Genomic DNA, 25326 nt, shown 5'->3' with positions numbered 1-25326 from the left:
ACGAGCGGGCCGCGGTCATCTCGATCGCCACGAGCCTGCAGGAGTCGAAGCTGGAGAACCTGGGTCACCTGGGTGACGCCAACGACCACGACTCGCTGGGCCTGTTCCAGCAGCGCCCGAGCTCGGGTTGGGGCACCCCGGAGCAGATCACCGACCCGATCTACTCGACGATGGCGTTCCAGAAGGGCCTCAAGCAGGTCGACGGCTGGCACGACATGCCGCTGACCGAGGCGGCGCAGACGGTGCAGGTGTCGGCCTACCCCGACGCGTACGCGCAGTGGGAACAGCAGGCCGCCGACCTGGTCGCCCAGCACTGGAACAGCTGACACAACCAGCAACACACATGAACAACACGCTGGCCGGCACCCCACACACGGGGTGCCGGCCAGCGGCGTATCCGGCCCCGACCGGGCTCGGCGTCGCGAGGGCGGGGCGTACAGTCGGGCGGTGAGCCGTACCGAATCATTGCCGGCAGAGACCCGCCCGCCTGGTGTGGCCGCCGTGGATCCCGGCAGCGTGCTGTTGCCGGGCCACGACGTGCCGCTCGGGCGGTACACGACCGTGCGGCGCCTGCTGCCGCAGCGGGTACGGCGGATGGTGGGCGCGTGGTGCTTCGTCGACCACTTCGGGCCGGACGACGTCGCGGAGCGCCCAGGCATGGAGGTGCCGCCGCACCCGCACACCGGTCTGCAGACGGTGACGTGGCTGCTGGAGGGCGAGATCCTGCACCGCGACAGCCTCGGCAGCGTCCAGCCGATCCGGCCGGGGCAGTTGAACGTCATGACGTCGGGGCACGGCATCGCGCACTCCGAACGTTCGCCCGAGATCCATCCGCCGGTGATGCACGGCGTCCAGTTGTGGGTGGCCCTGCCGGACCCGGCGCGGGCCGGTGCGGCCGACTTCGCCCACCACGCCGACCTGCCACGCTGGCGCGACGGCGCGGCGGACGTGACACTGCTGGTCGGTGAGATCGGCGGCGAGCGGTCCCCGGCGGTGGTGCACACCCCGCTGGTCGGCGCGCAGCTGGAGCTGAGCGGGTCCGCGCCGGTCGACCTGCCGCTGCGGCGCGACTTCGAGTACGGGCTGCTGGCCATGTCCGGTTCCGCCGAGGTCGACGGGGTGTCGATCGCCCCGGGAGCGCTGCTCTACCTCGGTACGGGGCGGGACCGGCTCACGGTGCGCGGCGCGGCCGGTAGTCACCTGCTGCTGCTCGGCGGTACGCCGTTCGAGGAGCCGCTCGTGATGTGGTGGAACTTCGTCGGCCGCTCCCACGAGGAGGTGGCGGCCGCGCGGGAGGACTGGATGGCGGGGCGGCGCTTCGGCGTCGTGGCCGACGATCCGGCACCGCCGCTGCCGGCCCCGGCGCTGCCCACGACCCGGCTCAAGGCCCGCGACCGCAGCGGCGGCGTGCACTGACCGTCGGGGCGGCGCCCGCGCGCGTGTGACCGGCGGCGGCGCGGGTAGTCGCGGGCATGCCGATCTCGAGCATCGAGGACAAGAAGCGCCTGGTACGCCGGCTCGCCGGGAGTGGACGCGGCTTCGCCGAACAGTACGGGTTCCAGGTCACCAACAACCCGTCCAGCCTGTTCCAGCTGCTCTACCTGTCGCTGCTGCTCGCGCGCCGGGGCGACTTCCGCCGGGCGGTGGACAGCGCGCAGGCGCTGCGCGACGCCGGCTGGGACAGCGCCGCCCGGCTGGCCCGCTCGCTGCACGAGTCACGGGTGCGTGTGCTGCGCGAGGCCGGCCAGCGCGGCGACGTCGACGCGCTGGCCAACACCCTGGGAGACCTCGCTCGCACCGTGGTGGACCGGTACCGCGGTGACCTGCGCCGGCTGCGCGCCAAGGCGCACTACGACGCGCGACTGGAGCGGGAGCTGCTCGCCGATCTGCCCGGCGTGGACGGACAGGTCGTCGAGCTGTTCCTGCGGGAGGCGCAGGCGCTGTGGCGGGAGGTGGCCCCGGTGGCCGACCGGCGGGCGCTCGCCGCGGCACGCCGGCTCGGGCTGGGACGCTCCGCGGGTGACCTCGCCGGTCTCGCCGGTGGCGGGGAGTCGGAACGGCTCGCGTGGCTGGTGGGCGCGCTGGCGCGGGTGGACCTGGAGAAGCGGTACGCCGAGGTCATGAGCTGATCGACAACGTGCCCTGGCCCACAGTCTCGGATTTCCTGACCGTTCGGGTGATGCCGCATTGTATGATGATCGCGGCGATCGCGCATCCGCCCGGTTCGGGCGGCACGGTGACCGCCGGGTGGCCGCGCCCGGTTCGGGCGTGGACGGCCAGGACAGGTTCTGCGTGGTGCCCCAGGTCGCGGTTCGCGACCGGGGGCACCCGCCTGTCCGCGGCCCACGTGAAGCGACCGGCGGCAGGCGTGTGCGGCCGGTCACGCCAACCCGGCCAGCAGGTTCACCGTCACCGCGATGACGAAGGCCCCGAGCAGATACGACATTATCGAGTGCGTCAGGACGGTCTTGCGCATCTCCATGCTGGTCAGATCGGTGTCGGAGACCTGGAACGTCGCGCCGACGGTGAACGCCAGGTAGGCGAAGTCCACGTAGCACGGCGGCTCGCTCTGGTGGAAGTCGATTCCGCCGTCCGGGCCGGTGTAGTAGACCCGGGCGTACCGGGCGGCGAACACGGTGTGCACGACCAACCAGGACAGCAGCACGCTGAACACGCCGGCGGCGCCGTACAGGTCGCGGGGCAGGCCCTCCGGGGCCATGTCGGCGGTGCCGATCACCGTGAGCACCGCGAGCAGGCTCGCGAGGCCGGCTCCGACCAGCACCCCGTCCCGGATGGCGCGGTTCGGGTCCTCGAACGCGGCGAGCCGGGCGGTCTGGACGGCGTCCAGCGGCCAGATCTTCCGCCACACGATGACCAGCCAGGTCGCGGCGGCGACGTCCCAGCCGGCCAGCGGGGCCAGCGTAGGTGAGACCAGGAGACCGAACCCGACTCCCACACCGACCCCGACCAGCGCCACGATGACGATCTGGGCGGCGGCGGGGGTGTGCCCTTCCGGCGGTCGGCCCCGGGATTCGGCGGCCGTCACCCGCTGCCAGTCGCGCCCGCCCTCGTTACCAGCGGGCACCGTCGGTCAGATGCCGCGCAGGTGCTGGGAGACCCGAGGGTGCCGGTCGCGGGCCTGCGCGGCCCGTTGCGACGGGCTGAGTTCGGGCGCGGCCTCGATACCCGCGGAGCGCGCCACATTTCCGTTGGCGTAGTCCACGGGCGGCAACGCCCGCAGCGCGCGCAGCACGTCCGGCGGCGCGCCCTCCCGTTCGGCCTCCCGGATCACGTCGTCCTTGCCCGCCGGGTAGTCCAGGCTCGACAGGTACTGCAGGACCTCGGCGTAGCTCGCCATGGCGTCGGCTCCTCGCGGCATCGATCCGGTCACGACCGGCGGCGGTTACCCGCCTGCCGTCCGGTCACGCCGGGGCGGGAGGAAAATCCGCGCCGTTTCCCTCGTGGGCGCGCGGGTACCCGCAGCCTCCGAAGCAGCCCGAGGAGCACACGGTGGACTACGACACCTTCATCGACCAGGTGGCCCGACGGACGCGTACGTCCGCGGACCGGGCCGCCGCGCTGACCACGGCCGCCCTGGAGACCCTCGCCGAGCGGCTGACCGGCGGTGAGGTGCTGGACCTGGCGGCCCAGGTGCCTCGGCCGCTCCAGGACGTGTTGAAGCCGAGCCCGCGGACGGAGTGGGCCGAGCGGTTCGGGGCCGCGGAGTTCGTGGCGCGGGTCGGGCAGCGCGCCGGCGTCGACGAGAACGCGGCCCGCGACGGCACCCGGGCGGTCTTCACCACGCTGCGGGAGGCGATCACGGCGGGGGAGTTCGACGACGTGGTGAGCCAGCTCCCGCGCGACTACCGGGCGATGGTCGAGCCGGCCATGGCACCCGGCGCCGCCCTGCGCAACGGCGCGTGATCTGAGCTGACCCCCGTCCACCTCCCCGCGATCTTGCACTTTCGGCCCCTGACTCGCGACCTTTGACCCGGTATACCCGGGCACAAACTGCAAGATCGCGGGGGAGGGTGGGGGGTTTGTGGTCACCGTGCGCGGGAAGCTGCGGGGGGTGGGGGAGCGGATCAGGGTGGCCATGCTGCACGGTCCGGGCCGCCCGGACTCCGACGGGGTCAGCGACTACGTGGCGAACCTCGCCCGGGCGCTGGACGACGTGGGCGTCACCGTGACGCCCGTGCCCGTACGCCCCGACGGCCGCGCCGGGTGGCGCGCCGCCACGGCCGACGCCGCCCGGACCGTCCGCCGGCTGGGCCCGGACCTCGTGCACGTGCAGTTCGCGCCGTCGGCGTACCGGTTCTCCGGGCGCCCCGGCCTGTTGCCGCTGCGGCTGCCACGGGACGTCCCGCTCGTCACCACCGTGCACGAGTACGGCTGGTGGGCTTCGCCGGGCTGGCTGCCCGGCCCTGTGTGGTCCCTCGTGGAGCGCACCCGGCTCTGGGACCGGGAGACGGGCCGGCTGGTGCCCGCGAGCGCCGCGGTCGTGGTCACCAACGACGGCCACCGGACGCTGGTGGCCGCGCGCACCCGTCGGGGACCGGTGCACATCCCCATCGCGCCGAACATCGGCGACGAGGTCGGCGCGGCCACCGCCGGGCGGCGGCTGCGGGCCGACCTGGGCCTGCCCGAGGGGGCGCCGCTGCTGGCCTTCTTCGGCTTCGTGCACCCGGTCAAGGGGTTGCGCCACCTCATCGAGGCGCTGCCCGACCTGCGCCGGTCACACCCCGACCTGCGGCTGCTCGTGATCGGCGGGTTCACCTCGCAGGCACTGCCCGAACCGGAGGCCCGCGCGTTCCGCGCCGAACTCGACGCCCTGGCCGCCCGGGCCGGGGTCACCGACGCCGTCACCTTCACGGGGCACGTGCCCGCCGAGCGGGTCTCCGCGGCGCTGCACGCCGCCGACGTGGTGGTGCTGCCGTTCACCGTCGGCGCGAGCACGAAGAGCGGGGCGCTGCTGGCCGCGCTCGCGCACGGCGTACCGACCGCTGTCACTCTGCCCGACGACGACACCGAGCTGCGGCGCAGCGGGGCGGTCGCGGTGATCGGTGCGCGCCGGGACAGCGACGCGATCGTACGGGCCGTCGGCAAGTTGCTCACCGACCCGGTGCTGCGCCGCCGCCTCGCCGAACGGGGCCGTGCCTTCGCGTCCGCGTACTCCTGGCCCCGGGTCGCCGCCGCGCACCGTGACCTGTACGCGCGGACGCTGGAGCGCGCCGGTGCCTGACCGGTACGCCGAGATCCTGGTCGTCGACCTGCTCGGCGGGATCGGTGACCTGGTGATGCTGCTGCCCGCCGTGCACGGCCTGGCCCGCCGCCACCCGGGCGCCCGGGTGCGGGTGCTCACCCACGACCCGGGCGCCGACCTGGTCCGCGCCGACCCGGCGGTCGCCGAGGTGCGTACCCCACGGCACGGCCGGCCCGGCGCGGAGCGGGCGGCGGTCGCGGAGGCGCTCGCGGCACGCCGGCCCGACCTCGCGGTGAGCACCACCCGGTACGACGGCATCCCCGAGCTGCTGGAGGCCGCCGCCCGTCGGGCCGTCACGAACCTGTGGCGCGACCCGCCGCCGGACCAGCCGGTCGGCCGGCGGTACCTGGAGATCCTGCACGCCGAGGGACTGCTGGGCGACGCGGACCGGCGAGCCGCGCCCCGCGTGCACCTCGACGAGGGGGCGCGCCGGGCCGGTGAGCGGGTGCTCGCCCGGCTGGCCGGTGCCTCCCCGGTGCCGCCCGTGGCGCTGGTCACCGGTGCCGGGATGGCGGTCAAGCACTGGCCGTACGGGCACTGGCGGCGGCTGGCGTCGGCGCTGACCGGGCGGGGCCACCCCGTGCTCACCGTCGGGCCGGTGGACCGCGCGGACCCGCTCGGGCTGCCGCTTCCCCGCGCCGACCTGCCCACCCTCGCCGGGCAGTTCGCGGCGCTCGCCCGCCGCGGTGGGGTGGTGGTCGGGCCGGACACCGGGCCGGTCCGGCTCGCCGCGGCGGCGGGCGCGCCCACCGTGGCGCTCTTCGGCCCGACCGACGCCCGCCGGTACGGCATCGGCGGCGCCGACCTTCAGGGAGCGCCGGACTGCCCGCACCGGCTGCCCACCGCCATCACCGAGCAGCCCTGCTGGTGGCAGGCCCGCTGCCCGCTGGACCCGGCCGGTCCGGCCTGCATGGCCGCCCTCGACCCGGCCGTGGTCCTCGACGCGGTGACGGCGGCGGCCGGCCGTAACCCGTCGGCACCCGGTCCCGGCCGCGCCGACGGCCCGCCGTCAGGCCGTTGACCTGGGCAACCATCGACGCGCGGCAACGCCCCCGGGCTGGCGCGGCGCATGAGCCTGACCTAACCTTGTCACCGGCGAGGGGAGTACTTCCCACGAACCATTCCGGTCAGTACGGCGTGCCCGGCACGCCTCGGGTGGTTGCCCACGGAAGTGGGTGAAGGAGACCTCGAACATGGCACGGTGTTCGAGGAGGCCCCCATGACCGATCCGTCGTACCTGTCCGCCGCCGAGTTGACCTCGGTCGGCACCCCCACCCTGTGGGGTGTGACGATCGCCGGGGTGCTCGCGCTGCTGGTGCTCGACTTCCTCGTCACCCGCCGGCCGCACGAGGTCTCGATGCGCGAGGCCCTCGGCTGGTCGGCGTTCTACATCGCTCTGCCGCTGGCCTTCGGCGCCTGGGTGTGGAACCGCTACGGCTCCGAACTCGGCGTGCAGTACCTCACCGGCTACCTCGTCGAGAAGTCGCTCTCCGTCGACAACCTGTTCGTCTTCATGCTGCTGCTGGCCGCGTTCGCGGTGCCGGCGGTGCTCGCCCAGCGGGTGCTGCTCTACGGCATCGCCGGCGCGCTGGTGCTGCGGGCCGTCTTCATCGCCCTCGGCGCGGCAGCCCTGGAGACCCTCGACTTCGCCTTCCTGCTCTTCGCGATCATCCTCGTGGCCACCGCGGTGAAGCTCCTGCGCGACGCCCTCACCGGGCACGAGCAGGAGGTCGACATCAACAAGATGCGGTCGGTCCGCCTGCTGCGTCGCTTCATGCCGGTGACCGACGAGTACCAGGGCACCCGGATGACCGTGCGCGAGGGTGGGCGCCGGGCGCTCACCCCGCTGGCCCTCGTGGTGGTGGCCGTGCTCGCCACCGACATCGTCTTCGCGGTCGACTCGGTGCCGGCCGTCTACGGCATCACCGAGGACCCGTACCTGGTCTTCGCCACGAACGCGTTCGCCCTGCTCGGCCTGCGCGCGCTCTACTTCGTCCTGCACGCGGCGCTCAGCCGGCTGGTCCACCTGAGCTACGGTCTGGCGATCATCCTGGCGTTCATCGGCCTGAAGCTCGGCCTGCACTGGGCGCACGGCATCTGGAAGGGCGTGCCGGAGATCCCGACGCTCGCGTCGCTCGGCGTCATCATCGGCGTCCTGGTGGTCGTCACGCTCACCAGCCTCCGCGCGACGCGGCACCGGCAGCCGGGCGAGCGGGAGCCGGTCCCCGAGCCGCGCTGAGCACGGCGCGCCGCGCGCTCCCGTGGCCGCCGCGGTGGCCCCTTACCACGCCCACCTGTCGGGGCGGTACGGCGGAACCCTCCCGGCCCGGGCCGGGCAGGTGGTAGGACTGACGGGTGGGAATTGTGTCACCAGGCTTCCAGGGCCGGCCCCGTTCGTCGGAGCCGGCCCTGCCACCGGGGCAGTACCTGACGCAGGACTTCCCGGTGCTCTCCGCCGGCCCGACGCCCCGGGTGCCCCTGGACACCTGGGAGTTCGTCATCACCACCGAGACCGGCGCGGAGTACCGGTGGTCCTGGTCGGAGCTGATGGCCCTGCCGCAGGAGACGCCCACCGTGGACATCCACTGCGTCACCCGCTGGTCCAAACTCGGCACCACCTGGCAGGGCGTCTCGCTGGACACACTGCTCGACGGGATCGACACCGACGCGCACTACGCGCTCGCCCAGTCGTACGGCGGCTACACGACCAACCTTCCGCTGGAGGATCTCCGCGGCGGGCGGGCCTGGGTGGCGCACACGTTCGAGGGCGGGGACCTGCCCGCCGAGCACGGGGGACCGGCCCGCCTGCTGGTGCCGCACCTCTACTTCTGGAAGTCGGCGAAGTGGCTGCGCGGCATCCAGCTCATGGGCGCCGACCATCCGGGCTTCTGGGAGACCGCCGGGTACCACGACTACGGCGACCCGTGGCGCGAACAGCGGTACCAGGGTGACTGAGCGAGCCGCCGCGGTCGCGCAGCCGGCCCGCGCACCCCTCATGTGGCGGGTCGCCCGGCTGGTCGAACGCCGCGTGGAGACCGCGACCGCGCACACCCTCGTGCTGGAGGTGCCCGACTGGCCGGGGCACCTGCCCGGCCAGCACATCGACATACGGCTCACGGCCGCGGACGGCTACCAGACCGCGCGGTCGTACTCGCTCGCCGGGCCCGTGGTGGACGGTCCGGGCGGGCCGCGCATCGAGGTGACCGTGCAGCGCGTGCCCGACGGTGAGGTGTCGCCGTACCTCATCGACACCTACGGCGAGGGCGACCCGGTCGAGGTGCGCGGACCGGTCGGCGGCTGGTTCGTCTGGCGCGCCGAGGAGACCGCGCCGGTCCTGCTCGTCGGCGGCGGCTCGGGGATCGTGCCGCTGATGGCGATGCTGCGGGCCCGCCGCGCGGCCGGCAGTCGGGCGCCGTTCCGGCTGCTCTACTCCGTACGCACCCCGGACGACGTCATCTACGCCGACGAACTGCGCCGGCGGGGCCGCGACGACCTCGGCCTGGACGTGGCGTACCTCTACACGCGCCGGGCGCCGGACGGCTGGCGGGGCGAGCCGCACCGCATCGCGCTGGCCGACGTCAACAACCACGGCTGGCCGCCCGACCTGGAACCGCTCAACTACGTCTGTGGGCCCACCGGTTTCGTGGAGACCGTTGCCGACCTGCTCGTCGGGTTGGGCCACCAGACCCGGCGGGTGAAGACCGAACGCTTCGGGCCGACCGGCTGACCGGCGAGGAGACACGCATGACGGACATGTCCTACCTGGACGGCAACATGCTCGACGGCCCCCTGCGGGAGGTGTTCGCCGTCGACCTCAGCGGGGCGACCGGCCGGTGCGAGCACTGCGGGACGGTGGGTCCCATGGCGGCAGTGCACGTCTACTCGCACGCGCCCGGCCTCATCGGGCGCTGCCCGAACTGCGCGGAGGTCATGCTGCGGCTGGTCCGCTCGCCCGGTTGGGCGCGGCTGGACCTGCGCGGCACCACCTACCTCCAGGTGCCCATGCCGCTCGACCAGCCCCATCCCGGCCCCCTCTGACGGCCGGCACCCGCCGGGCCCCCACACCACGGGCGGGCGCCCGGCGGGGCCCCGCGCCACGGGGGTGGCAGCCGGCGGGCCCCACGCCACAGGTCGGCAGCCGGCGGGCCCCGCGCCACGGGTGACGCGCGGCACAGCGCCCACCCGGCGAATCGGCTGGACCTCGGCGGCCGACAGGACCACAGTTGTCCGCCGTGAGATATCTGCGCGCCAGCGGGCCGGCCGCGATCCGTCGGCCCCGCCCCACCGACGAGGCTGAGTTCGTCGCCGCGGCCCGCCGCAGCCGGGACCTGCACCACCCGTGGCTCGCCGCGCCGGACGACCCTGGGGCGTACGCGGACTACCTGCGCAAGATCCGGCGGCGGGACTACTCGGGCTACCTGATCTGCGACCGGTCAAGCGGCGCCATCGCCGGCTACGTCAACATCAGCGGCATCCTGTATGGCGCCCTGCGCGGCGGCTACCTCGGCTACGCGGCGTTCCTGCCGTACAGCGGCACCGGTCACGCGTCCACCGGGATCCGGCTTGTCATCGAGCACGCGTTCACGGTGCTCGGGCTGCACCGGCTCGAGGCGAACATCCAGCCGGGCAACGAGCCGTCCCGGCGGGTGGCCCAGAAACTCGGGTTCCGGCTCGAGGGGTACTCGCCGGACTACCTGTTCATCGACGGGGCGTGGCGCGACCACGAGCGGTGGGCCATCACCGCGCCGCACCGCTAGCAACCGGCGATCATGCAGTTGTGGCGGCGGGTAAAAGCCGCGAACCACACCGGGCCGGGCACCACAACTGCATGATCGCGGAATCGTGCGGCGGCGGCCGCCCCCGCGGGGGACGGCCGCCGCCCCGTCAGCGGCCGGGACCGCGCGCGTCGCGGCGCTGCAGGTTCAACCGTTCGTACCGGCCCTGCTTCTGCTCCACCCGCCGCCGCTGCCGCGGGGTGAGTCGCGTGCGACCGCTCTGGCGCAGGTAGATCGGCTGCCGCTGGTCGTTGGACATCGGCATCGTCATGACGTCGCCCTCCGTTGGCTTCCGGCAGCCACCATCGTCGCCCCGCGCCGGGTGAGTCGGCCCCACCCGACGCGGGTGAGCCGGGACGCCGGTCAGCTCCCGGGGCGCGGGAACGCCACCGGACTGCGCAGGCCGTCACGCCCCACCGCCCGGACGCCGAAGAACACGTTGTCCTTGGACAGGTCGACGGTCACCTGCGTCACGTCACCCACCGGGATCACCTTCTGCCACTCGGCGGCCGTGGTCTCCCGCCAGAGCACCTCGTAACCGGCGAGGTCGGGCTCGTCACCCCGCTGCCAGCGCAGCGTGGTGTTGTTGGTGAGATCCGTGGTCACGATGACGGCGCCCTTCGGCGTGCCCGGCGCCTGCGCGAGCGACCACAGCGCCGCGCCGTTCACCCGGGCCACCCGCGTGATGTAGCCGAAGTCGCAGAACTCCGGCAGGTCGCCGTACTGCTGGCCGTCCACCACGCGCACGTCCTGGTGCTGGTGGGCGAAGTCCTCGTTCGGCTCGGTGAACCGGCCCGCCGGCCAGCCCTGCTCCAGGAACGAGATGTGGTCGCTGCCGCGCAGGTAGCGGTCCCGGCGGTAGATCACCCGGACCTCCATGCCGGTCGCGCCGTTCTCGGCCACGTCCTTGACGAAGCGGGCGAGCTGGCGCGACGGCGAGTCGTTCTCCCCACCGACCGACCGGCGGGTGTTGGCCTCGCCCGGGGTCTCCGCCGTGGGCACGCCCTCGGCGAAGAGGCGCACCGTACGCGGATCCCGCGTCCCGTCGTCGGCCGTGCTGCTGCCCACGATGTCGTCGCTGAACATGCCCTGCACGTCCGCGCCGGCGGCCTTGAGCTGCCGGGCGAGGTGGGCCGAGCCGTAGAGGCCCTGCTCCTCGGCGGCCACGGCGGCGAACACGATGGTCGCCGCGGTCGGCCGGGTGGCCATGAGCCGGGCCAGTTCCATCACGACGGCCACGCCGGACGCGTCGTCGTCCGCGCCCGGCGCGTCGCTGGTCGCGTCCATGACGTTGGTGGCCCGGGAGTCGTAGTGGCCGGTCACCACGTACGTCCGGTTCGGCGACGTCTCCCCGCGCAGGGTCGCCACCACGTTGGTGATCACGGTCGGCACGGGGATCCGCGACGCCGGCTGCTGGACGTAGGACTGGAGTTCGACGGTCATCCGGCCGCCGGAGGCGGCGGCGTACTCCCGCATCCGGTCGTAGATCCAGTCCCGGGCGGCGCCGATGCCGCGCTCGGGGTCGTCCTGGCTGGACAGGGTGTGCCGGGTGCCGAACGCCGCCAGGCGGCGGACGATCGCCTCGATCCGGCGCTGGTCGACGCTGCGGAGCAGCTCACGAAGCTCGCGGTCCGGCGGTTGGGGGTGGACGGGACGGCCGGGGCCGGACGGGGCGCCGCCGCCGGCCGTGGCCGGTTCGGCGAAGGCCGGTACGGCGACGGTGGCGGCGGTGGCGGCGGTGGCGGCGGTGGCGGCGGTGAGGAAGGTGCGGCGCGAGGGCCTCGTGGGCCGGGCGCTGTCGTCATTTCCCATGACGGCATCCTCGCCATCGACCACCGTGTCTGTCCATATCGTTGGCCGTGTATCCGTCGCCCGCTTTTCACCCGGGCCGGGTGATGACGGCCGGCGACGCGCGTTCCTACCGTGAGGACATGAGCGCCGTGCGTCCGACGCCCGCGGACCCCACGCCCGGGCTGACCAGCGCCCGCGGGGGCGGCGACCAGCGGGCCGTGCCGCCCGAGCCGGGGCCCGACTCGCTCGCCGTGCTCAGCGGAAGCCTGGGCGTCCGCCGGCCGCGTCTCGTCGCCGACGGCTTCCACTAGCGGGTCACCCTGGCGTCGTTCCGACCGGAGCCGGTCCGGACGGAGCTGCGGCTCGCGGTGGCCGTCGACTTCGCGGACCTGTTCGAGGTGACGTCTGGTGTGCGGCACCGGAGGGTGGCGGATCCGCTGCGGCGCTGGGCCGAGGAGCGGGCGCACCTGCGCACCGACCAGCCGACGGACCGCCGGCTGGTCGTCGATCCGCACATCCCGCCTGAGATCCGCCGGATCACCGTCTGGCGGCTCCGCGCGTTCGGCCGGCTGTGGGACCTGGAGGCGGTGGGCGACGCCGGGTACGTGCGCCTCGCCGCCGGTTGAGCCGACGTTTGCCCCGCGTGTCCACGGGAACGGGTCGGCAATGACGAAGCCTCGTGTGGTGATCGTGGGTGCCGGGTTCGCCGGGTACCACGCGGCGAAGACGCTGAGCCGGATGGCCCGCAACCGGGCCGAGATCGTCGTGCTGAACTCCACCGACTACTTCCTCTACCTGCCCCTGCTGCCGGAGGTCGCGGCCGGCGTGGTGGAGCCGACCCGGATCGCGGTGCCGCTCAGCGGCACCCTCGACGGGGTGCGGGTGGTGATCGGCGAGGCCGACGAGGTGGACCTGCAGAACCGGTGGGTGGGCTTCACCCAGCCCGAGGGGGACCGCAACCGGCTCGCGTACGACCGGCTGGTGCTTGCCGTGGGCAGCGTGAACAAGCTGCTGCCGATCCCGGGGGTCACCGAGTACGCGCACGGCTTCCGCGGCCTGCCCGAGGCGCTCTACCTGCACGACCACGTCGTCCGGCAGCTCGAGCTGGCCGAACAGGCCGAGGACCCGGCCGAGCAGCAGGCGCGCGCCACGTTCGTGGTGGTGGGCGCCGGCTACACGGGCACCGAGGTGGCCGCGCACGGGCAGCTGTTCACCGACGCGCTGCACGCCCAGAAGCCCCGGCTCACCACGCGTCCCCGGTGGATGCTGCTCGACGTGGCGCCCCGCGTCCTGCCCGAACTGGACAAGCGCATGTCCGCCACCGCCCACCGGGTCCTCGAACGGCGCGGCGTCGACGTCCGCATGGGCACCTCGGTGGCCGAGGCGACCGCCGACGGGGTGAAGCTCACCGACGGCGAGTACGTCCCGACCTGCACGCTGGTGTGGTGCGTCGGCGTACGTCCCGACCCGTTCGTCGCCGAGCTGGGCCTGCGTACCGAGCGGGGCCGGCTGGTGGTCGACGAGTACCTGAACGTCCCCGGCTACCCCGAGGTGTTCGCCTGCGGTGACGCGGCCGCGGTGCCCGACCTGACCCGGCCCGGGCAGATCTGCGCGATGACCGCCCAGCACGCGCAGCGCCAGGGCAAGCTCGCGGCGCACAACATCGCCGCCTCGTACGGGCAGGGCCGCCGGCGGCCGTACAAGCACCACGACCTGGGCTGGGTCGTCGACCTCGGCGGCAAGGACGCCGCCGCCAACCCGCTGAAGGTCAACCTCGCCGGCCTGCCGGCGAAGGCCGTCACCCGCGGCTACCACCTGCTGGCCATGCCGGCCAACCGGACGCGCATCAGCGCGGACTGGGCCCTCGACGCCACCCTGCCACGTCCGGGCGTCCAGCTCGGCCTGGTGCCGGCCAACGCCGTGCCCCTGGAGAGCACCACCCCGGAGGTGCCCGTCCGCTCGCGGTGAGGCGGTTGTTCCACGTGGGTGTGGCCGTCCCGCCTCGCTGTTCGGGACGGGTCAGCCGGCGTCGGGACGGACGTCCGCGTCGGTGAGGGGCAGGGAACCGGCGACGAAGGCGTCGAGGGTCGCGCCGTGCAGCACCGTGCCGGGCAACGGGTCGCGCACGGCGGCGGTGGCCAGCCGCCCCACCGGCAGCCGGCCGGCGCGGGGCGCGGCGGCGAGCACCAGGTTGCCGTACCGCCGGCCGCGCAGCATGCGCCGGTCGGCGATCAGGCAGACGTCGGCGAAGACCGCCCGCATCGTGGCCACCTGCACCCGGGTGGCCACCAGCGGCGGCAGGTCGGTGAGGTTGACCAGGTAGATGCCGTCGGGACGTAGCGTGGCGGCCACCTCGGCCGCGAACTCCACGGTGCGGACGTGCCCGGGCATCCGGGCCGCCCGGTAGATGTCGCCGAAGACCAGGTCGTACGCCCTTGCCGGGGCCTCGGCGACGGCGGCGCGCGCGTCGTCGATCCGGACGCGGACCTCGGGCGGGAGCGGCGGCAGTTCCCGCGTGACCAGCTCGACCACGGCGGGGTTCCGTTCGACGACCAGCTGCGTCGAGCCCCGCCGGGTGGCCGCCAGGTAGCGGGGGAGGGTCAGGGCGCCGCCGCCGAGGTGCAGCACGGACAGCGCGGCGCGGGCGGGCGCCGCCGCGTCCGCCACGGAAGCCATCCGGCGCACGTACTCGAAGTGCAGGTACCGGGGGTCGGCGACGTCGACGTACGACTGCTCGACGCCACCGGCCAGCAGGAGGCGTCCGCTGCGCCGGACCGGGTCGGCGACCAGCTTCAGCCGGTCCGCCTCGCGCTCCATGAGCGGCACCGTAACCGATCACGGCGCCGCCCGGGTCGGGTGGGGCCGGCGGGCCGGGAGCGGCCCGCCGGCCCGCGGCGTCAGCCGGAGGCCATCCCGGCGCCGGCCTCGTCGATGGCGTCGTCGATGCTGCGCGCCAGGTCCAGGTCCCGGGCGGTCACCGCGCCCGCCTGCCGTGACCGTACGGTCAGCACGGCCACCGTCGGACTGGGCCGGCCGATCGTGGGTGCGCGTCCGGTGTCCAGGCGCAGCTGCTCGATGCGGCCCAGTACGCGGTCCAGGTTGTCGGCGGGCAGCGCCACGACTCGCTGCAGCCCGCTTCCGTCACCGGTCCAGTACGGCATGTCGTCCAGTGCCGCCGCGAGGTCGGCGTCGCTGAGCGGAGGCGTCGAGGTGGTCGCGCCCACCACACCGCCACCGACCGCCGGTGGTTGCAGCAGTTCCCGGAGGCCGTCCGGCACGTGCAGGGACTCGACCAGGTCGCCGTCGGCGTCGGCGAGCGCGGCGAGCGTCGCCTCCACCTGGTAGCGGGCCTGCTCCGGGGTGTTGCCGCTGATGCGGCCGACCTCGGCGAGGAACCCGGGCAGGTCGCGGCGCCGCTCGATCCCGTCGACCGGGACCACGTCGTGCAGCGACGCGGGCACGGCCGCGAGCAGTCGGCCTCGTTCCGCCTCGTCCAGCGCGAACGCCAGCACCAGCACGGTCGCTTCGGCGCCCACCTTGGCGGTGCGGAAGTCGACGCCGGCCCGCCGGCTCACGTCGTCGACCAGGTCGTGGTAGCCCATCGTGGCCGTACCGGCCGTGTTGACGCCCGGCGCGACCCGCGGCCGGGGGTTCGCCGGAGTGCCGGACGGCGGCGGGGCGGGCCCGCCCCGGGTCGCGTCCGGTTTGTGCCGGCTACCGGCCGGCGGCGGCCCGGCGCGCTTGCCCCGGTCGAGGTGGGTGAGCTGCTTGGAGGCGCTCAGGCTGGCTCCCGTCTCGCTCGGCTGCCGGCCCTGCTCCCGGGCCTGCCGCGCGAGCGCCCGGCGGCGCTGGTTGTCGCCCTCCATCTGCTTGCGCATGGTGGCATCCCTTCCGCTGGGGATCGTGGTTCCGTCGCGTCGCCTTCCCGGCGCTCCCGACCCCGAAACGGACGCCGCCGGCCCGTGCCGGGCCGTACCGGCGGCGGCTTCATCCCCGCCGGGTGAGGGGCGCTCACCCGAGCGGGCCGCACGATCGGAGCCAGGACCGGAGTTCTTCCGAGGTAGGCGGAAGGGAAGGTCGTCATGAAGCGGATCGTCGAGATCGTCCCGGCCAGGCCGGGTTGGTACGCCCGCTGGCAGGTCTCGCCCGAAGCCACCCGCTGCTACCCCGTGAGCCTGTGGGCGCTGTTGGAGGAAGCCGACGGCACGGGTCGGGAGGTCATCGGCGTCGACTGCATCGGCCAGTGGCCGGGTGCGGACGACAACGAGGCGGGTGGGGAGTTCGTCCGCTATCTGTTCCAGACGCCGGATTCCGGCGCACCCGAGGACGCCGAGCCACCACTGTCGGCGGCCGACCAGCGGCCCGGCGGCCCGCGGCTGCAGCCGGTCACCGCAACCTAGACCCTCCTCCGGCCCCTGACCCCCGGTCCCAGGGTCGGGGGCCACCCGGCGCGCCGGGCCGCCCCGCACGGGGCGGCCCGGGCCCGGGCTTGTCGTCGCGGCCGGGCCGCCGGTGGGTTCAGGCGTTCGCCGCGGGCCGCGTGTCCGGGCGGCTGCCCGCCACGGGCCGGGCGAGCAGCCCGGTGACCCCCGTGAGGTCGAGGATCGCGGTCAGGAAGCGCGGGACGTGGTGCAGTCGGACGCTGACGCCCGCCTGCTGACCCTCGCGCCAGGCGTGCACGATCACGGCCAGGCCGGTGCTGTCGATGAAGCGCAGGTCGCCGAAGTCCAGGCCGATCACCGGCGGGGCGGTGGCCAGGAGCCGGTCGATCTCCTCGCGCAGCGGTGCCGCCGTCGTGTAGGCGAGATCCCCGCCGACGTGGATGAGCGGCGCCGCCGGGTCCGACCGGTCGACCGACAGGCTCAACGGTGTGGTCTCGGGTGTCCGCCCGTGGGGTAGCACGCTCTCGCCTTTCCGCAGGCCGCCGGAGGGCCGGATCGCACGGATCGTAACAATCTCCGGGTGCGGCCGCCCGGCGCCGGCCACGGCGTTCACCAGCGCGTGGGGTGGCGGTGCGGGCGTACCCGCGTAGGGTTGGGCGAAGATCCGACCTGGGACGCCGTCCCCGGCGGGGTGCGCGACGACGAGGGGTGGGGCTCACCGGGTGATGGCTGCCGACGCCAGGGGCGTGGACCCGGGCGACGGCCGGGTCCGCGCGCCGGGCACCGGCCGCGTGTCCGGCCGGCCCGGTGGCGCGCGGCCGCTGGCCCAGCGGGCCGGGGACCGGCCGCCGGCGGCGGCCGACTGGTCCGAGGTGGTGGCGCACCTTCGCGAGGGCCTGGTGGTCTGCGACGCCGACGAGGTGGTCCAGCACGTCAGCCCGGTGGCCCAGCAGTTGCTGCCCGAGGTGGTCCCCGGCCGGCCGCTCGGCGCGGCCGGCGTGCCCGGGCTCGGTGCGGCCGGCGACCTGGCCGGGCTCGTCCACCGGGGCCGGCGGCTCGCGGTCCGGCGGGCCCCGCTGGCCGGTGGCCGTTGCTGCTGGTACGTGGAGGACGTCACCGAGAGCGCCGGCCGTGCCGAGGCCCTGGTCGCGGAGCGCGCACGGGCGGCCTTCCTGGCGCGGGCCGGCGAGAAGCTCGGCAACCCGCTGCACCCGGACCGGGCCGCCGCGGCGGTGGCGCGGCTGGCCGTGCCGACCCTGGCCGACGTGGCCGTGCTGGTGCTGGCGCCGCGGGCGGGTCGCGCCCGGTGGTGGCGGGCGGTCCGGGCCGCTGACGAGGCGCCGGTGGTGGACGCCGGCGTGCTCCCCGGCGGCGACCTACCGCCCGCGATCGGCGAGGCTCTCGCCGGCGCACAGCCACACGCGCTGGACTGGCTCGTCCAGCAGGCGGCCGAGGCGGGCTGGCTGCCCGGCCTCGCCCCCGAGGCGACCGACGTGCGGGTGGTGCCGCTGCCCGGCGTGGAGGCGCCCGCCGGGGTGCTGCTCGTGGCCCGACCCGCCGACCGCTGGTACGACGAGGCCGACGTCGACCTGCTGCGCGCGTTCGCGGCCCGGGCCAGTGCGGCGCTGATCGCCGCGGCGCTCTACCGGGACCAGGCGGAGGTCGCCGACATGCTCCAGGCCAGCCTGCTGCCGGTGGAGCCGGTCGAAACCGCCGGCGTCGAGTGGGGAACGGCCTACCGGCCGGCCGTGACCGGCCTGCGTATCGGCGGCGACTTCTACGGCGCGCACCGCCTCGCCGACGGGGGGTCGCTCTTCTTCCTGGGCGACGTCGCCGGCAAGGGGGTCGACGCCGCCGTCTTCACGGGGCAGCTGCGCCAGAGCCTGCAGGCGTTGCACCGGGTCGAGTCCCGGCCCGGTCCACTGCTCGGCCTGGTCAACGACGCGCTGCTGGAGACCACCCAGGCACACGGGCAGGGTCGGTTTGCCACGCTCGTGCTGGGGGTGGTGCGTCCACACCGCGACGGCGGGTTGACGCTCACCATGGCCGGCGGCGGGCACCTCCCGCCGCTGGTGCTGCGCGCCGGCGGCGAGGTGGAGACCGTGCCGCTGCGCGGGATGCTGATCGGCGTCGTTCCGGATCCGCGGATCGGCGAGGTCACGGTCCGGCTCGCGCCCGGCGAGACGTGTGTGCTCTACAGCGACGGGGTGACCGAGGCGCGCGGCGGCCCCCGCGGCGAGGACCAGTTCGGCGGCCGTCGGCTGGTCGACGCGCTGACCGGCTGCCACCGCATGCCGGCCCCCGCGCTGGCCGAGCGGATCGAGCAGGTCACCTGCGACTGGCTCACGCACGACGACCACGACGACATCGCCGTCCTGGCGCTGCGGGCGGTGGGGCGGACGCCGCGGCACCTGCACGCCGTGCCGGCGCGCGGCCCGGGGGAGAGCGCGTGATCGACGAGACCACCCGCGCCGGCTGGGCCGGGGCGTACGCCGGTTACCTGGACTCGCTCGCCGCGGCCGACGAGTACGCCGCGATCGACGCCGCCGTCGGCCTGCTCGACGGCGGCGTGCCGGCCGAGCGCGTGCTGCTGGACCTGGTGGCGCCCGCGCAGGCCGAGGTGGGGGAGCGCTGGGCGCGCAACGAGTGGAGCGTCGCCCAGGAGCACGCCGCCACCCACATCAGCGAACGGGTGGTGGCGGCGGTCGCCGGGCGCGCCGCCGCCCGGCCGACCCGCGGTCGCGTGGTGGTGGCCTGCATGGACGGCGAGTGGCACGCCCTGCCGCCCCGCCTGGTCGCCGAGGTGCTCCGGCTGCGCGGCTGGCAGGTCACGTTCCTGGGCGCGAGCGTGCCGCCGGCGCACCTCGTGTCGTACCTGCACCGGCACGACGCGTACGCGGTCGCGCTGGCGTGCGCGCTGCCGATGCGGCTCCCGCAGGCGCACCACATGATCGAGGTGTGCCGCCGGGCCGACGTCCCCGTCGTGGTCGGCGGGCGGGGCTTCGCGGCCGACGGCCGGTGGGCCCGCCGGCTCGGCGTGGCGTGGGCGCCGGACGCCCCGTCGGCCGCCGACCTCGTGGCCGACGAGCGGGCGCTGTCCCGGGTGCCGGCGGCACAGCTGGACCACCTCGCCGACGACGAGTACGCCGGCCTGGTGAAGCGGCGCGCCGAGCTGATCGACGGCGCGTTGGCCGACCTGCGGGACCGGGCGCCGGCGACGCGGGCCTACACGCCGGCGCAGCTCGACGCGACGGTGAGCGACCTCGGGTACATCGTGGACTTCCTGGCCGCGGCGCTCTACGTGGACGACGGCTCGCTGTTCACCGAGTTCGTGCAGTGGCTGCTGCCCGTCCTGACCAGCCGGAAGGTGCCGGCCGCCGTCCTCGGGTGGACGCTGGAGCACTACGGCCGGGTGCTGCACGACTTCCCGCGCGCGGCCCGCTACCTCGACCGGAGCCGGGCACTGGTCGGTGGCACGGGCGGCCGGGCCGCCTGACGCGACGGTGGGCCGCACGCCCCTCCCTGCTTATACTTGCCCCACTGCAAACGATCCTGCGGCGCAGCGAGGGGAGAGCCGGGTGACGTTCACCGTCACGTACGTCGACCGCGACGGCGGCGGCACGTGCCTGCGCCTCAGCGGCGAGCTCGACATGAGCAGCGCGCCGACGCTCAACGCCGCGATCGACGGGCTCATCGCGGCCGGCGAGCGCCGCCTGCTGGCGGACCTCACCGAGCTCACGTTCTGCGACTCGACGGGCATGGCGGCCTTCGTCCGGGGTGACAACCGGGCCGCGGCCGACGGTGGCTGGCTGCGGGTGACCGGGGCCAGCGGCCGAGTCGAGCGGGTGCTCCGCCTCACGGGCCTCGCCGACGTGCTCCGCTACGACCCGGACCCGGTCGACCCGGCCTCACGGGCCGTCCCGTGATCGGCTAGATTTCCCCGCCAGCACGTGACCGCGAGGTCCCGTTCCCGCCGACCAGAGGCAGGTAACTCATGGGCGCAAACAGCCCGAACCCGGTTCGTATCCTCGTGGTGGACGACGACCCCGGCGACGTGCTCATGATCGAGGAGGCCCTGGCGGATTCCGACGTCGACAAGGTGATCGACGTGGTGGGCGACGGCCAGGAGGCGATGGAGTTCCTGCGGCGGGAGGGCCGGCACGCCCAGGCGATGCGGCCGGACGTCATCCTGCTCGACCTCAACATGCCCCGGATGGACGGACGGCAGGTGCTCGGCGAGGTCAAGCAGGACGAGGACCTGCGCACCATTCCGGTCGTCGTCCTCACCACCTCGAACGCGGACACCGACATCCTGGGCAGCTACACCCTCCAGGCGAACGCGTACGTGACCAAGCCGATCGACCTGGACGACTTCAACGACGTCGTGCACCGGATCGACGAGTTCTTCGGTCGGGTGGTCGTGCTGCCGAAGCGCTCCTGAGCGTTTGCTGGCCGGCCGCCCTGGCGGGACCGGCCCGGCGCCGGTCCCGCCCGGCCGCCCGGATGCTGAGCAATTTTTCCGAACGTCCACGGCGCCGCGCCGCACCGTCGAGGATCCAGGTGGGGAAGACTTTCCAGCTGCCTGGGGGGCGACAGTATGAGGTTCTCCGTCGTTGACATCGGCTACGACCAGCGGCAGGTGGACTCCTGCCTCGACGAGCTGGGTATCCGGTTGGTCCGACTCGCGGCGTGGGCGGAGAGCGCCGCGGGCACGGACCGGGAGTGGGACCGGATCCGGCAGGAGACGACGGGGCTCTGCGCGCTGTTCCGCCGGTTCGACCCGGACGACGCCGCGGTGGTGGGCCGCAGTGCCGGGGAGGTCGAGCGGGAGGCGGCCGAGATCCTGGCCCAGGCGAGGATCGCGCTGGACGCGGCCCGGGAGGAGGCCCGGCTGGTGCGCGAGCGGGCGTACGCCGAGGCCGTGCAGGCCCGCCGGGAGCTGGAGGCGGCGCTGGACGCGCGCCGGCGGCGGGAGGCGCGGGCCGACGAGATCCTCGACGGGGTACGCGTCGAGCCGGTGCCGGTGGACACGCCCACGGCGGCCGCCGGGGCGACCGGTGTGCCCGCGACCCGGGTGGCCGCGGCGACGCCGGGTGGCCCGGCCGCGGAGCCGCCGGGCGACCGTGACGGGGCCCGGTTGGCCTGATGCCCGTCGCCCGGTCTCAGGTGAGCGCGTCGACGACGGTGGTGGCCCGGTCCTCGTGCTGGGCGTACGCGTCCGGGAACGCGGACATCTGCACGGACTGGGCGGCCACCGTGAGGCTCATGTCCTGCCAGCCGGGCACCTTGAGCAGCGCGAGGTAGAACGCGCGGGCCGCGTACGCCGGTCGCATCAGGTCGGCGACCGTGCCCCAGCCGCTGCTGGGACGTTGCTGGAAGAGCCCGACGGAGTCGTGGTCCCAGCCGATGGCCTGGTGCGGGTACTCCTGCGACTCGGGCAGCACGCCGCTGGCGTAGTTGTAGAGGTTGCTCTCCTGCATGGCGGTGGCGACCGCGATCACCAGGCCCCGCTCCGGCACGCCCAGCTCACGCCCGACGTCGACGATGACCTTGGCGTTGTCCATCTGCGCCTGGGTGAGCCCGGCCACCGGGCGCGGCTTGCGCGGCTTCGGCGGCTTCTTGGGCGCGGGGGTCTTCTTCTTCGTGGCGCTCGGGCTGGGCGTCGGGGTGGGGCTGGGGCTCACGGGGGTGGGTGTGGCGACGGTGCGCTCCAGCGACCGGGAGGCCCGCTCGTCGGCCAGCGCGGCCCGGTCCGCGACCGCCTCGGCCAGCGGCTCGCTCCGGTCGGGACCGTCGTCACGGGTGCCGGCGTACGCGGCGAAGCCGAGGCAGCAGCTGACGCCGGTGGCGAGGGCGACGCGCACGGGTGTCGAGGCCAGGAGCTTGCGGGCGCCCCGCCGGGGCGGCTCCGGCTTGCGGTGCCGGCCGATCGTCCGTCCGGTGGATCCGAGGTCACCGGAACGGCTCGCGACCTCGGGCGGGGTCTGGTTCTGTTCGGAGGGGTCGTCGCGGTGCACCCGCCGAGGCTAGAAACTCGATCCGCTCCTGCCACCAGCCTGCTTGGTGGCATGCGTCACAATTTGCCACGATCCGGGGGGTCATTGCTCGCGCCGCACCACGAATGCCAAGGAGGACGTATACCGGGAATTACGGCTATGACCGTAATGCTGGCGTGAGCAGGGCAGATGGGTGATCTTGGTCGAGTGGTACGCCGCTTCGCCGTGCCTCGGTCGGACGGCCGACGGGGCGATCGGCCGTACGGTCCGTCCGCCGGTCGGCCGGACCGGCCGCCGCGCCGTCCGCGTGGCCGGGTGCTCACCGGGGCGGCCGTGCTGCTCACCGCCGTGCTCGCGGGCCACCGCGCGGTACCGAACGTGCGTGGGCTCGGCAGCCTCCTCGACAGCGCCACCCCGCTGCTGGGTCTCGGCGTCCCGCTGCTCGCGCTCGGCGCCCTGCTCCGCCGCTCACGGCTCGCGCTCGTCGCCGCGCTGCTGCCCGCCACCGTGTGGGCGGCGCTCTACGCGGGCGCCTGGGTGCGGCCCGCGCCGGCACAGGGCACCCCGACGCTCCGGGTGGCCAGTCAGAACCTGCGCGCCGGCAACCCCGATCCCGCGGCGACGGTCCGCGATCTCGCGGCGACCGGGCCCGACCTCATCGCCCTCCAGGAGGTCGCGGCGGTCGACCGGGTGGACGCGACGCTGGTCGGCGACCACCCGCACCGGGCGAGCGTCTCCACGGTCGCGCTCTACAGCCGCTACCCGATCCGGGATCCGGCGGGGGTGGACACCGGCCTCGGCTGGACCCGCGCGTTGCGGGCGGTGGTCGCCACACCGGCCGGCGACGTGACCGTGTACGTGGTGCACCTCGGCTCGGCGCGCGCTGGCGACACCGCCACCCGGGACGAGACCGTCGCGGCGCTGGCCGCCCGGATACGCGCGGACCCGTCCCCGCGCCTGGTCGTGCTCGGCGACCTGAACACGGCCAGCACCGACCGGGTGTTCACGCCGCTGACCCGGCTGCTCGGCGACGCCCAGGCCGACGCCGGCCGCGGATTCGGGTTCACCTGGCCGGCCGCGGCTCCGGTGACCCGCCCGGACCACGTGCTCTACCGCGGCGTCACGGCGACCGCTGCCGGGGTGCTGCGTACGCCGGACAGCGACCACCGGGCGGTGACGGCCACCTTCCGCTGGTAGCGCGCCGGTTCAGTGCCGGCCGTTCTCCGCGGGTGTGACGGTCAGCCGGTGCCGGCTGTTGTCACCGCTGGAGAAGGGCCAGAGCCGGTCGGCGTACTCGACGAGGTCGGCGAGCTGCTGCCGGCTGAGCCCCGCCGAGGCGATCGACGCGTGGACGTCGGCCCGGTACCGCCCGTCGTCGTCGCGTCCGAGCCGCGCCTCCGCCCGTACCTGCACGGTGTGCGCCTCGTCGGTGACGCGACCCGCCGCCTCCACCGCCGCGTGGTGCAGGCACGACGCGAACGCCGCGGCCAGCAGCTGCTCGGGTCGCAGCCCGGTGCAGTGCGCCGCCAGCGGGGACGCCAGCGCGGTGGACAGGCCGCCGTCGTCGGTGCGTACGTGGCCCCCCTCGGCGGTGGCGCTGGCCTCGTGGAGCCAGGAACTCGGATCCGCCATCACGTTCCTCCCGTCGCTCACCCGCCCGGCTACCCGGCCGTCGAACGGTGAAACCGGCCGTGAACAGGGCAGGGGTCGCGGGTCACCGCTCCCCGGCCGGCCCGGACCGGTCGAGCACAGCGGCCTCGGTGACCTCGGCGGCGGCCCGTTCGCTCCACACCGGCACGCTGGCGCGTCGCGGGCGGGGGGCGGTGGGCAGCCGCATCGGCACGTACACCCGGGCGTCGACCGCCTCGGCCAGCACCAGCGCCGCGACCAGGCTGCTCGGCCGGTCGGCCGGGTCGTCGCAGAGGCACCTACCGCACAGTTCGGCCACCTCCGCCGGCAGCCCGTCGATCTCCGGCAGCGGGCGCGGCGGCTGCCGGCGGCGGGCGCCGAGCAGCTGCGTGGCCGTACCGGCCTGGTACGGCAGCTGCCCGGTGAGGCAGTAGTACAACAGCACCCCGAGGGCGTACATGTCGGCCGCCGGTGTGGCCGGTTCCCGCTCCAACTGCTCGGGCGCCAGGTACGCGGGCGTGCCCACCAGCAGACCGTCGGGCGCCGGATCGGGAGCGCCGGATGCCGTCGCGATGCCGAAGTCGAGCACCTTCACCCCGGCCGGGGTGAGGATGACGTTCGCCGGCTTGATGTCGCGGTGCACGATGCCGTGGGCGTGAGCGGCGGCCAGGGCGGCGCACACCTCGGCGCACACCCGCACCGCGATCCGCCAGTCGAGCGGGCCCGCCCGCAGGTGGGCGGCGAGCGTCTCGCCCTCGGCCAGCTCCATGACGATGTACGGCGTCCGCTCGCCGGGCAGGGCCGCGCAGGTGCCGAAGTCGTGCACGCTGGCCACGTTCGGGTGCACCAGCCGGGCCGCCGAGCGCGCCTCGGTGCGGATCCGCTCCACCGAGGTGCCCTGGCCGTCCTGTCCCGGCGACATCAGCTTCACCGCGACCGGCCGGTCGAGCACCGTGTCGTGGGCCCGCCACACCTCGGACATCCCGCCGACGCCGATGCGCTGTTCGAGCTCGTACCGCCCGTCCAGCGTGCGCATCGGCCCGTGCTCCTCGTCCTCGGTCCTCCCGCCCGTGAGCGGCTGCGGTCGCGGTACCCGACCTCCCAGCAGGGCAAACCACCGTGATCATCTGACCGCCCGGCCCGTTTGCCGCGAGCCCGCGCGAGCCGCCTGCGACCGCGCGACGGGTGCGGTAGCTTCCGAGCCGGGGTCGGCGTCACCACGGGCGCCGACACGGACACGGGGGCGGCGATGAGCGAGGTGAGCGTACGGTTCGTCGGCGGACCCGCCCACGACCTGGTCCGGGCGCTGCCCGCCGACGTGGACGGCGCGCCGCCCGCCCGCTGGATCATGCGGCACCCCGGCGGCGAGGGAGCGACCGGGTCCGGCCCCGACCACCTGTACGAACGCGTCGGGCCCGACGGCACAGGCACCTGGACCATGCGCTACGTGCGCACCGATCCCCTCGGCGTCACCGAGTAGCGGCCGCCCC

At 74.8% G+C, this 25326-nt stretch carries 31 protein-coding genes and 1 pseudogene; 22 read left to right on the top strand and 10 right to left on the bottom strand.

Annotation, left to right across the window (positions count from 1 at the left end; all coding sequences use genetic code 11):
* The 3 genes and pseudogenes from D7193_RS28785 to D7193_RS28775 all read left to right on the top strand — a co-directional run.
* Positions 1-326 (top strand): annotated as a pseudogene (locus D7193_RS28785) (hypothetical protein); the annotation flags it as partial.
* A gap of 121 nt (positions 327-447) precedes the next feature.
* Positions 448-1416 (top strand): pirin family protein, encoded by a 969-nt coding sequence (locus tag D7193_RS28780; RefSeq protein ID WP_120782760.1) that lies wholly within the window; start codon positions 448-450, stop codon positions 1414-1416.
* Positions 1417-1472: 56 nt separating this feature from the next.
* Positions 1473-2129: a hypothetical protein gene (locus D7193_RS28775; RefSeq protein WP_120782759.1), complete on the top strand. Its 657-nt coding sequence runs from the start codon at positions 1473-1475 to the stop codon at positions 2127-2129.
* A 251-nt stretch (positions 2130-2380) separates the two neighbouring features.
* Here the strand turns inward: D7193_RS28775 and D7193_RS28770 are convergent, their stop codons facing one another.
* Both D7193_RS28770 and D7193_RS28765 read right to left on the bottom strand, forming a co-directional pair.
* The gene (locus D7193_RS28770) at positions 2381-3085 is read right to left on the bottom strand and encodes a DUF1345 domain-containing protein (protein WP_120782758.1); all 705 of its coding nucleotides are present in this window, start codon (positions 3083-3085) and stop codon (positions 2381-2383) included.
* Positions 3086-3091: 6 nt separating this feature from the next.
* Positions 3092-3358: a DUF2795 domain-containing protein gene (locus D7193_RS28765; protein WP_120782757.1), complete on the bottom strand. Its 267-nt coding sequence runs from the start codon at positions 3356-3358 to the stop codon at positions 3092-3094.
* A gap of 152 nt (positions 3359-3510) precedes the next feature.
* Here D7193_RS28765 and D7193_RS28760 point away from each other — a divergent pair, with 152 nt between their 5' ends.
* The 8 genes from D7193_RS28760 to D7193_RS28725 all read left to right on the top strand — a co-directional run bounded on the left by D7193_RS28760 (position 3511) and on the right by D7193_RS28725 (position 10020).
* A complete protein-coding gene (locus D7193_RS28760) occupies positions 3511-3924 on the top strand; it encodes a DUF2267 domain-containing protein (RefSeq protein ID WP_120782756.1) in 414 nt (137 codons plus the stop codon).
* A gap of 118 nt (positions 3925-4042) precedes the next feature.
* Positions 4043-5242, top strand: a complete 1200-nt coding sequence (locus tag D7193_RS28755; protein ID WP_120782755.1) for a glycosyltransferase — start codon at positions 4043-4045, stop codon at positions 5240-5242.
* The gene (locus D7193_RS28750) at positions 5235-6284 is read left to right on the top strand and encodes a glycosyltransferase family 9 protein (protein ID WP_206612011.1); all 1050 of its coding nucleotides are present in this window, start codon (positions 5235-5237) and stop codon (positions 6282-6284) included. Before D7193_RS28755 ends, D7193_RS28750 begins: the two co-directional genes overlap by 8 nt.
* Before the next feature lie 198 nt (positions 6285-6482).
* Positions 6483-7502, top strand: a complete 1020-nt coding sequence (locus tag D7193_RS28745; RefSeq protein ID WP_120782799.1) for a TerC/Alx family metal homeostasis membrane protein — start codon at positions 6483-6485, stop codon at positions 7500-7502.
* Between the two features lie 125 nt (positions 7503-7627).
* Positions 7628-8218, top strand: coding sequence for a sulfite oxidase-like oxidoreductase (locus D7193_RS28740; protein ID WP_206612019.1), 591 nt, complete (start codon positions 7628-7630; stop codon positions 8216-8218).
* Between the two features lie 40 nt (positions 8219-8258).
* Positions 8259-8990, top strand: a complete 732-nt coding sequence (locus D7193_RS28735) for a ferredoxin reductase (protein WP_120782753.1) — start codon at positions 8259-8261, stop codon at positions 8988-8990.
* 17 nt (positions 8991-9007) lie between these two features.
* Positions 9008-9301, top strand: coding sequence for a DUF6510 family protein (locus D7193_RS28730; protein WP_120782752.1), 294 nt, complete (start codon positions 9008-9010; stop codon positions 9299-9301).
* Between the two features lie 194 nt (positions 9302-9495).
* Entirely contained in the window at positions 9496-10020 is a 525-nt protein-coding gene (locus D7193_RS28725) for a GNAT family N-acetyltransferase (RefSeq protein ID WP_241563572.1), read from the top strand.
* Between the two features lie 127 nt (positions 10021-10147).
* Here the strand turns inward: D7193_RS28725 and D7193_RS33580 are convergent, their stop codons facing one another.
* Together D7193_RS33580 and D7193_RS28720 are read right to left on the bottom strand one after the other, a co-directional pair.
* On the bottom strand, positions 10148-10309 hold the full coding sequence (locus D7193_RS33580; protein ID WP_158674882.1) for a hypothetical protein: 162 nt from the start codon (positions 10307-10309) through the stop codon (positions 10148-10150).
* Positions 10310-10401: 92 nt separating this feature from the next.
* A complete protein-coding gene (locus D7193_RS28720; RefSeq protein ID WP_120782750.1) occupies positions 10402-11850 on the bottom strand; it encodes a M20/M25/M40 family metallo-hydrolase in 1449 nt (482 codons plus the stop codon).
* Positions 11851-11969: 119 nt separating this feature from the next.
* Here D7193_RS28720 and D7193_RS33575 point away from each other — a divergent pair, with 119 nt between their 5' ends.
* From D7193_RS33575 to D7193_RS28705, 3 genes are read left to right on the top strand one after another with little or no spacing between them, the layout of a single operon-like run.
* A complete protein-coding gene (locus tag D7193_RS33575; protein WP_158674881.1) occupies positions 11970-12140 on the top strand; it encodes a hypothetical protein in 171 nt (56 codons plus the stop codon).
* A 9-nt stretch (positions 12141-12149) separates the two neighbouring features.
* Positions 12150-12455, top strand: coding sequence for a glycogen debranching N-terminal domain-containing protein (locus tag D7193_RS28710; protein WP_120782748.1), 306 nt, complete (start codon positions 12150-12152; stop codon positions 12453-12455).
* Positions 12456-12495: 40 nt separating this feature from the next.
* On the top strand, positions 12496-13797 hold the full coding sequence (locus D7193_RS28705) for an NAD(P)/FAD-dependent oxidoreductase (RefSeq protein ID WP_120782747.1): 1302 nt from the start codon (positions 12496-12498) through the stop codon (positions 13795-13797).
* Between the two features lie 51 nt (positions 13798-13848).
* Here the strand turns inward: D7193_RS28705 and D7193_RS28700 are convergent, their stop codons facing one another.
* Together D7193_RS28700 and D7193_RS28695 are read right to left on the bottom strand one after the other, a co-directional pair.
* Complete coding sequence (locus D7193_RS28700; RefSeq protein WP_120782746.1) at positions 13849-14646, bottom strand: spermidine synthase; 798 nt, start codon at positions 14644-14646, stop codon at positions 13849-13851.
* Between the two features lie 80 nt (positions 14647-14726).
* Positions 14727-15707: a DUF2267 domain-containing protein gene (locus D7193_RS28695; RefSeq protein WP_120782745.1), complete on the bottom strand. Its 981-nt coding sequence runs from the start codon at positions 15705-15707 to the stop codon at positions 14727-14729.
* A gap of 204 nt (positions 15708-15911) precedes the next feature.
* On the opposite strand from D7193_RS28695, the gene D7193_RS28690 reads away from it, so the two are divergent.
* Positions 15912-16229, top strand: coding sequence for a hypothetical protein (locus D7193_RS28690; protein ID WP_120782744.1), 318 nt, complete (start codon positions 15912-15914; stop codon positions 16227-16229).
* Positions 16230-16347: 118 nt separating this feature from the next.
* Here the strand turns inward: D7193_RS28690 and D7193_RS28685 are convergent, their stop codons facing one another.
* Complete coding sequence (locus tag D7193_RS28685; RefSeq protein ID WP_241563568.1) at positions 16348-16695, bottom strand: STAS domain-containing protein; 348 nt, start codon at positions 16693-16695, stop codon at positions 16348-16350.
* A 241-nt stretch (positions 16696-16936) separates the two neighbouring features.
* Between D7193_RS28685 and D7193_RS28680 the strand changes: the two genes are divergently transcribed.
* The 5 genes from D7193_RS28680 to D7193_RS28660 all read left to right on the top strand — a co-directional run bounded on the left by D7193_RS28680 (position 16937) and on the right by D7193_RS28660 (position 21357).
* Complete coding sequence (locus D7193_RS28680) at positions 16937-18664, top strand: SpoIIE family protein phosphatase (RefSeq protein ID WP_377456348.1); 1728 nt, start codon at positions 16937-16939, stop codon at positions 18662-18664.
* A complete protein-coding gene (locus D7193_RS28675; RefSeq protein WP_120782742.1) occupies positions 18661-19707 on the top strand; it encodes a cobalamin B12-binding domain-containing protein in 1047 nt (348 codons plus the stop codon). Before D7193_RS28680 ends, D7193_RS28675 begins: the two co-directional genes overlap by 4 nt.
* An 82-nt stretch (positions 19708-19789) precedes the next feature.
* A complete protein-coding gene (locus D7193_RS28670; RefSeq protein ID WP_120782741.1) occupies positions 19790-20137 on the top strand; it encodes an STAS domain-containing protein in 348 nt (115 codons plus the stop codon).
* A gap of 68 nt (positions 20138-20205) precedes the next feature.
* Entirely contained in the window at positions 20206-20652 is a 447-nt protein-coding gene (locus D7193_RS28665) for a response regulator (protein ID WP_120782740.1), read from the top strand.
* Positions 20653-20808: 156 nt separating this feature from the next.
* A complete protein-coding gene (locus D7193_RS28660) occupies positions 20809-21357 on the top strand; it encodes an ATPase (protein ID WP_120782739.1) in 549 nt (182 codons plus the stop codon).
* Positions 21358-21373: 16 nt separating this feature from the next.
* Here the strand turns inward: D7193_RS28660 and D7193_RS28655 are convergent, their stop codons facing one another.
* Positions 21374-22228 carry a hypothetical protein gene (locus tag D7193_RS28655; RefSeq protein ID WP_120782738.1) on the bottom strand — a complete coding sequence of 285 codons (855 nt, stop codon included), beginning with the start codon at positions 22226-22228 and terminating at the stop codon, positions 21374-21376.
* A gap of 294 nt (positions 22229-22522) precedes the next feature.
* Here D7193_RS28655 and D7193_RS28650 point away from each other — a divergent pair, with 294 nt between their 5' ends.
* Positions 22523-23404 (top strand): endonuclease/exonuclease/phosphatase family protein, encoded by an 882-nt coding sequence (locus tag D7193_RS28650; RefSeq protein ID WP_241563566.1) that lies wholly within the window; start codon positions 22523-22525, stop codon positions 23402-23404.
* A gap of 9 nt (positions 23405-23413) precedes the next feature.
* On the opposite strand, the gene D7193_RS28645 is transcribed toward D7193_RS28650, so the two are convergent.
* Positions 23414-23839 carry an OsmC family protein gene (locus D7193_RS28645; RefSeq protein ID WP_120782736.1) on the bottom strand — a complete coding sequence of 142 codons (426 nt, stop codon included), beginning with the start codon at positions 23837-23839 and terminating at the stop codon, positions 23414-23416.
* An 82-nt stretch (positions 23840-23921) separates the two neighbouring features.
* Complete coding sequence (locus tag D7193_RS28640) at positions 23922-24872, bottom strand: serine/threonine-protein kinase (RefSeq protein WP_120782735.1); 951 nt, start codon at positions 24870-24872, stop codon at positions 23922-23924.
* A gap of 213 nt (positions 24873-25085) precedes the next feature.
* Between D7193_RS28640 and D7193_RS28635 the strand changes: the two genes are divergently transcribed.
* The gene (locus D7193_RS28635) at positions 25086-25316 is read left to right on the top strand and encodes a hypothetical protein (RefSeq protein ID WP_120782734.1); all 231 of its coding nucleotides are present in this window, start codon (positions 25086-25088) and stop codon (positions 25314-25316) included.
* Positions 25317-25326: the final 10 nt, after the last annotated feature.

It is taken from the genome of Micromonospora costi (genome assembly GCF_003626655.1).
GTDB lineage: Bacteria > Actinomycetota > Actinomycetes > Mycobacteriales > Micromonosporaceae > Micromonospora > Micromonospora costi.
The sequence above is the reverse complement of the archived record's forward strand: the minus strand, read 5'-3'. Positions and strand labels throughout refer to the sequence as shown.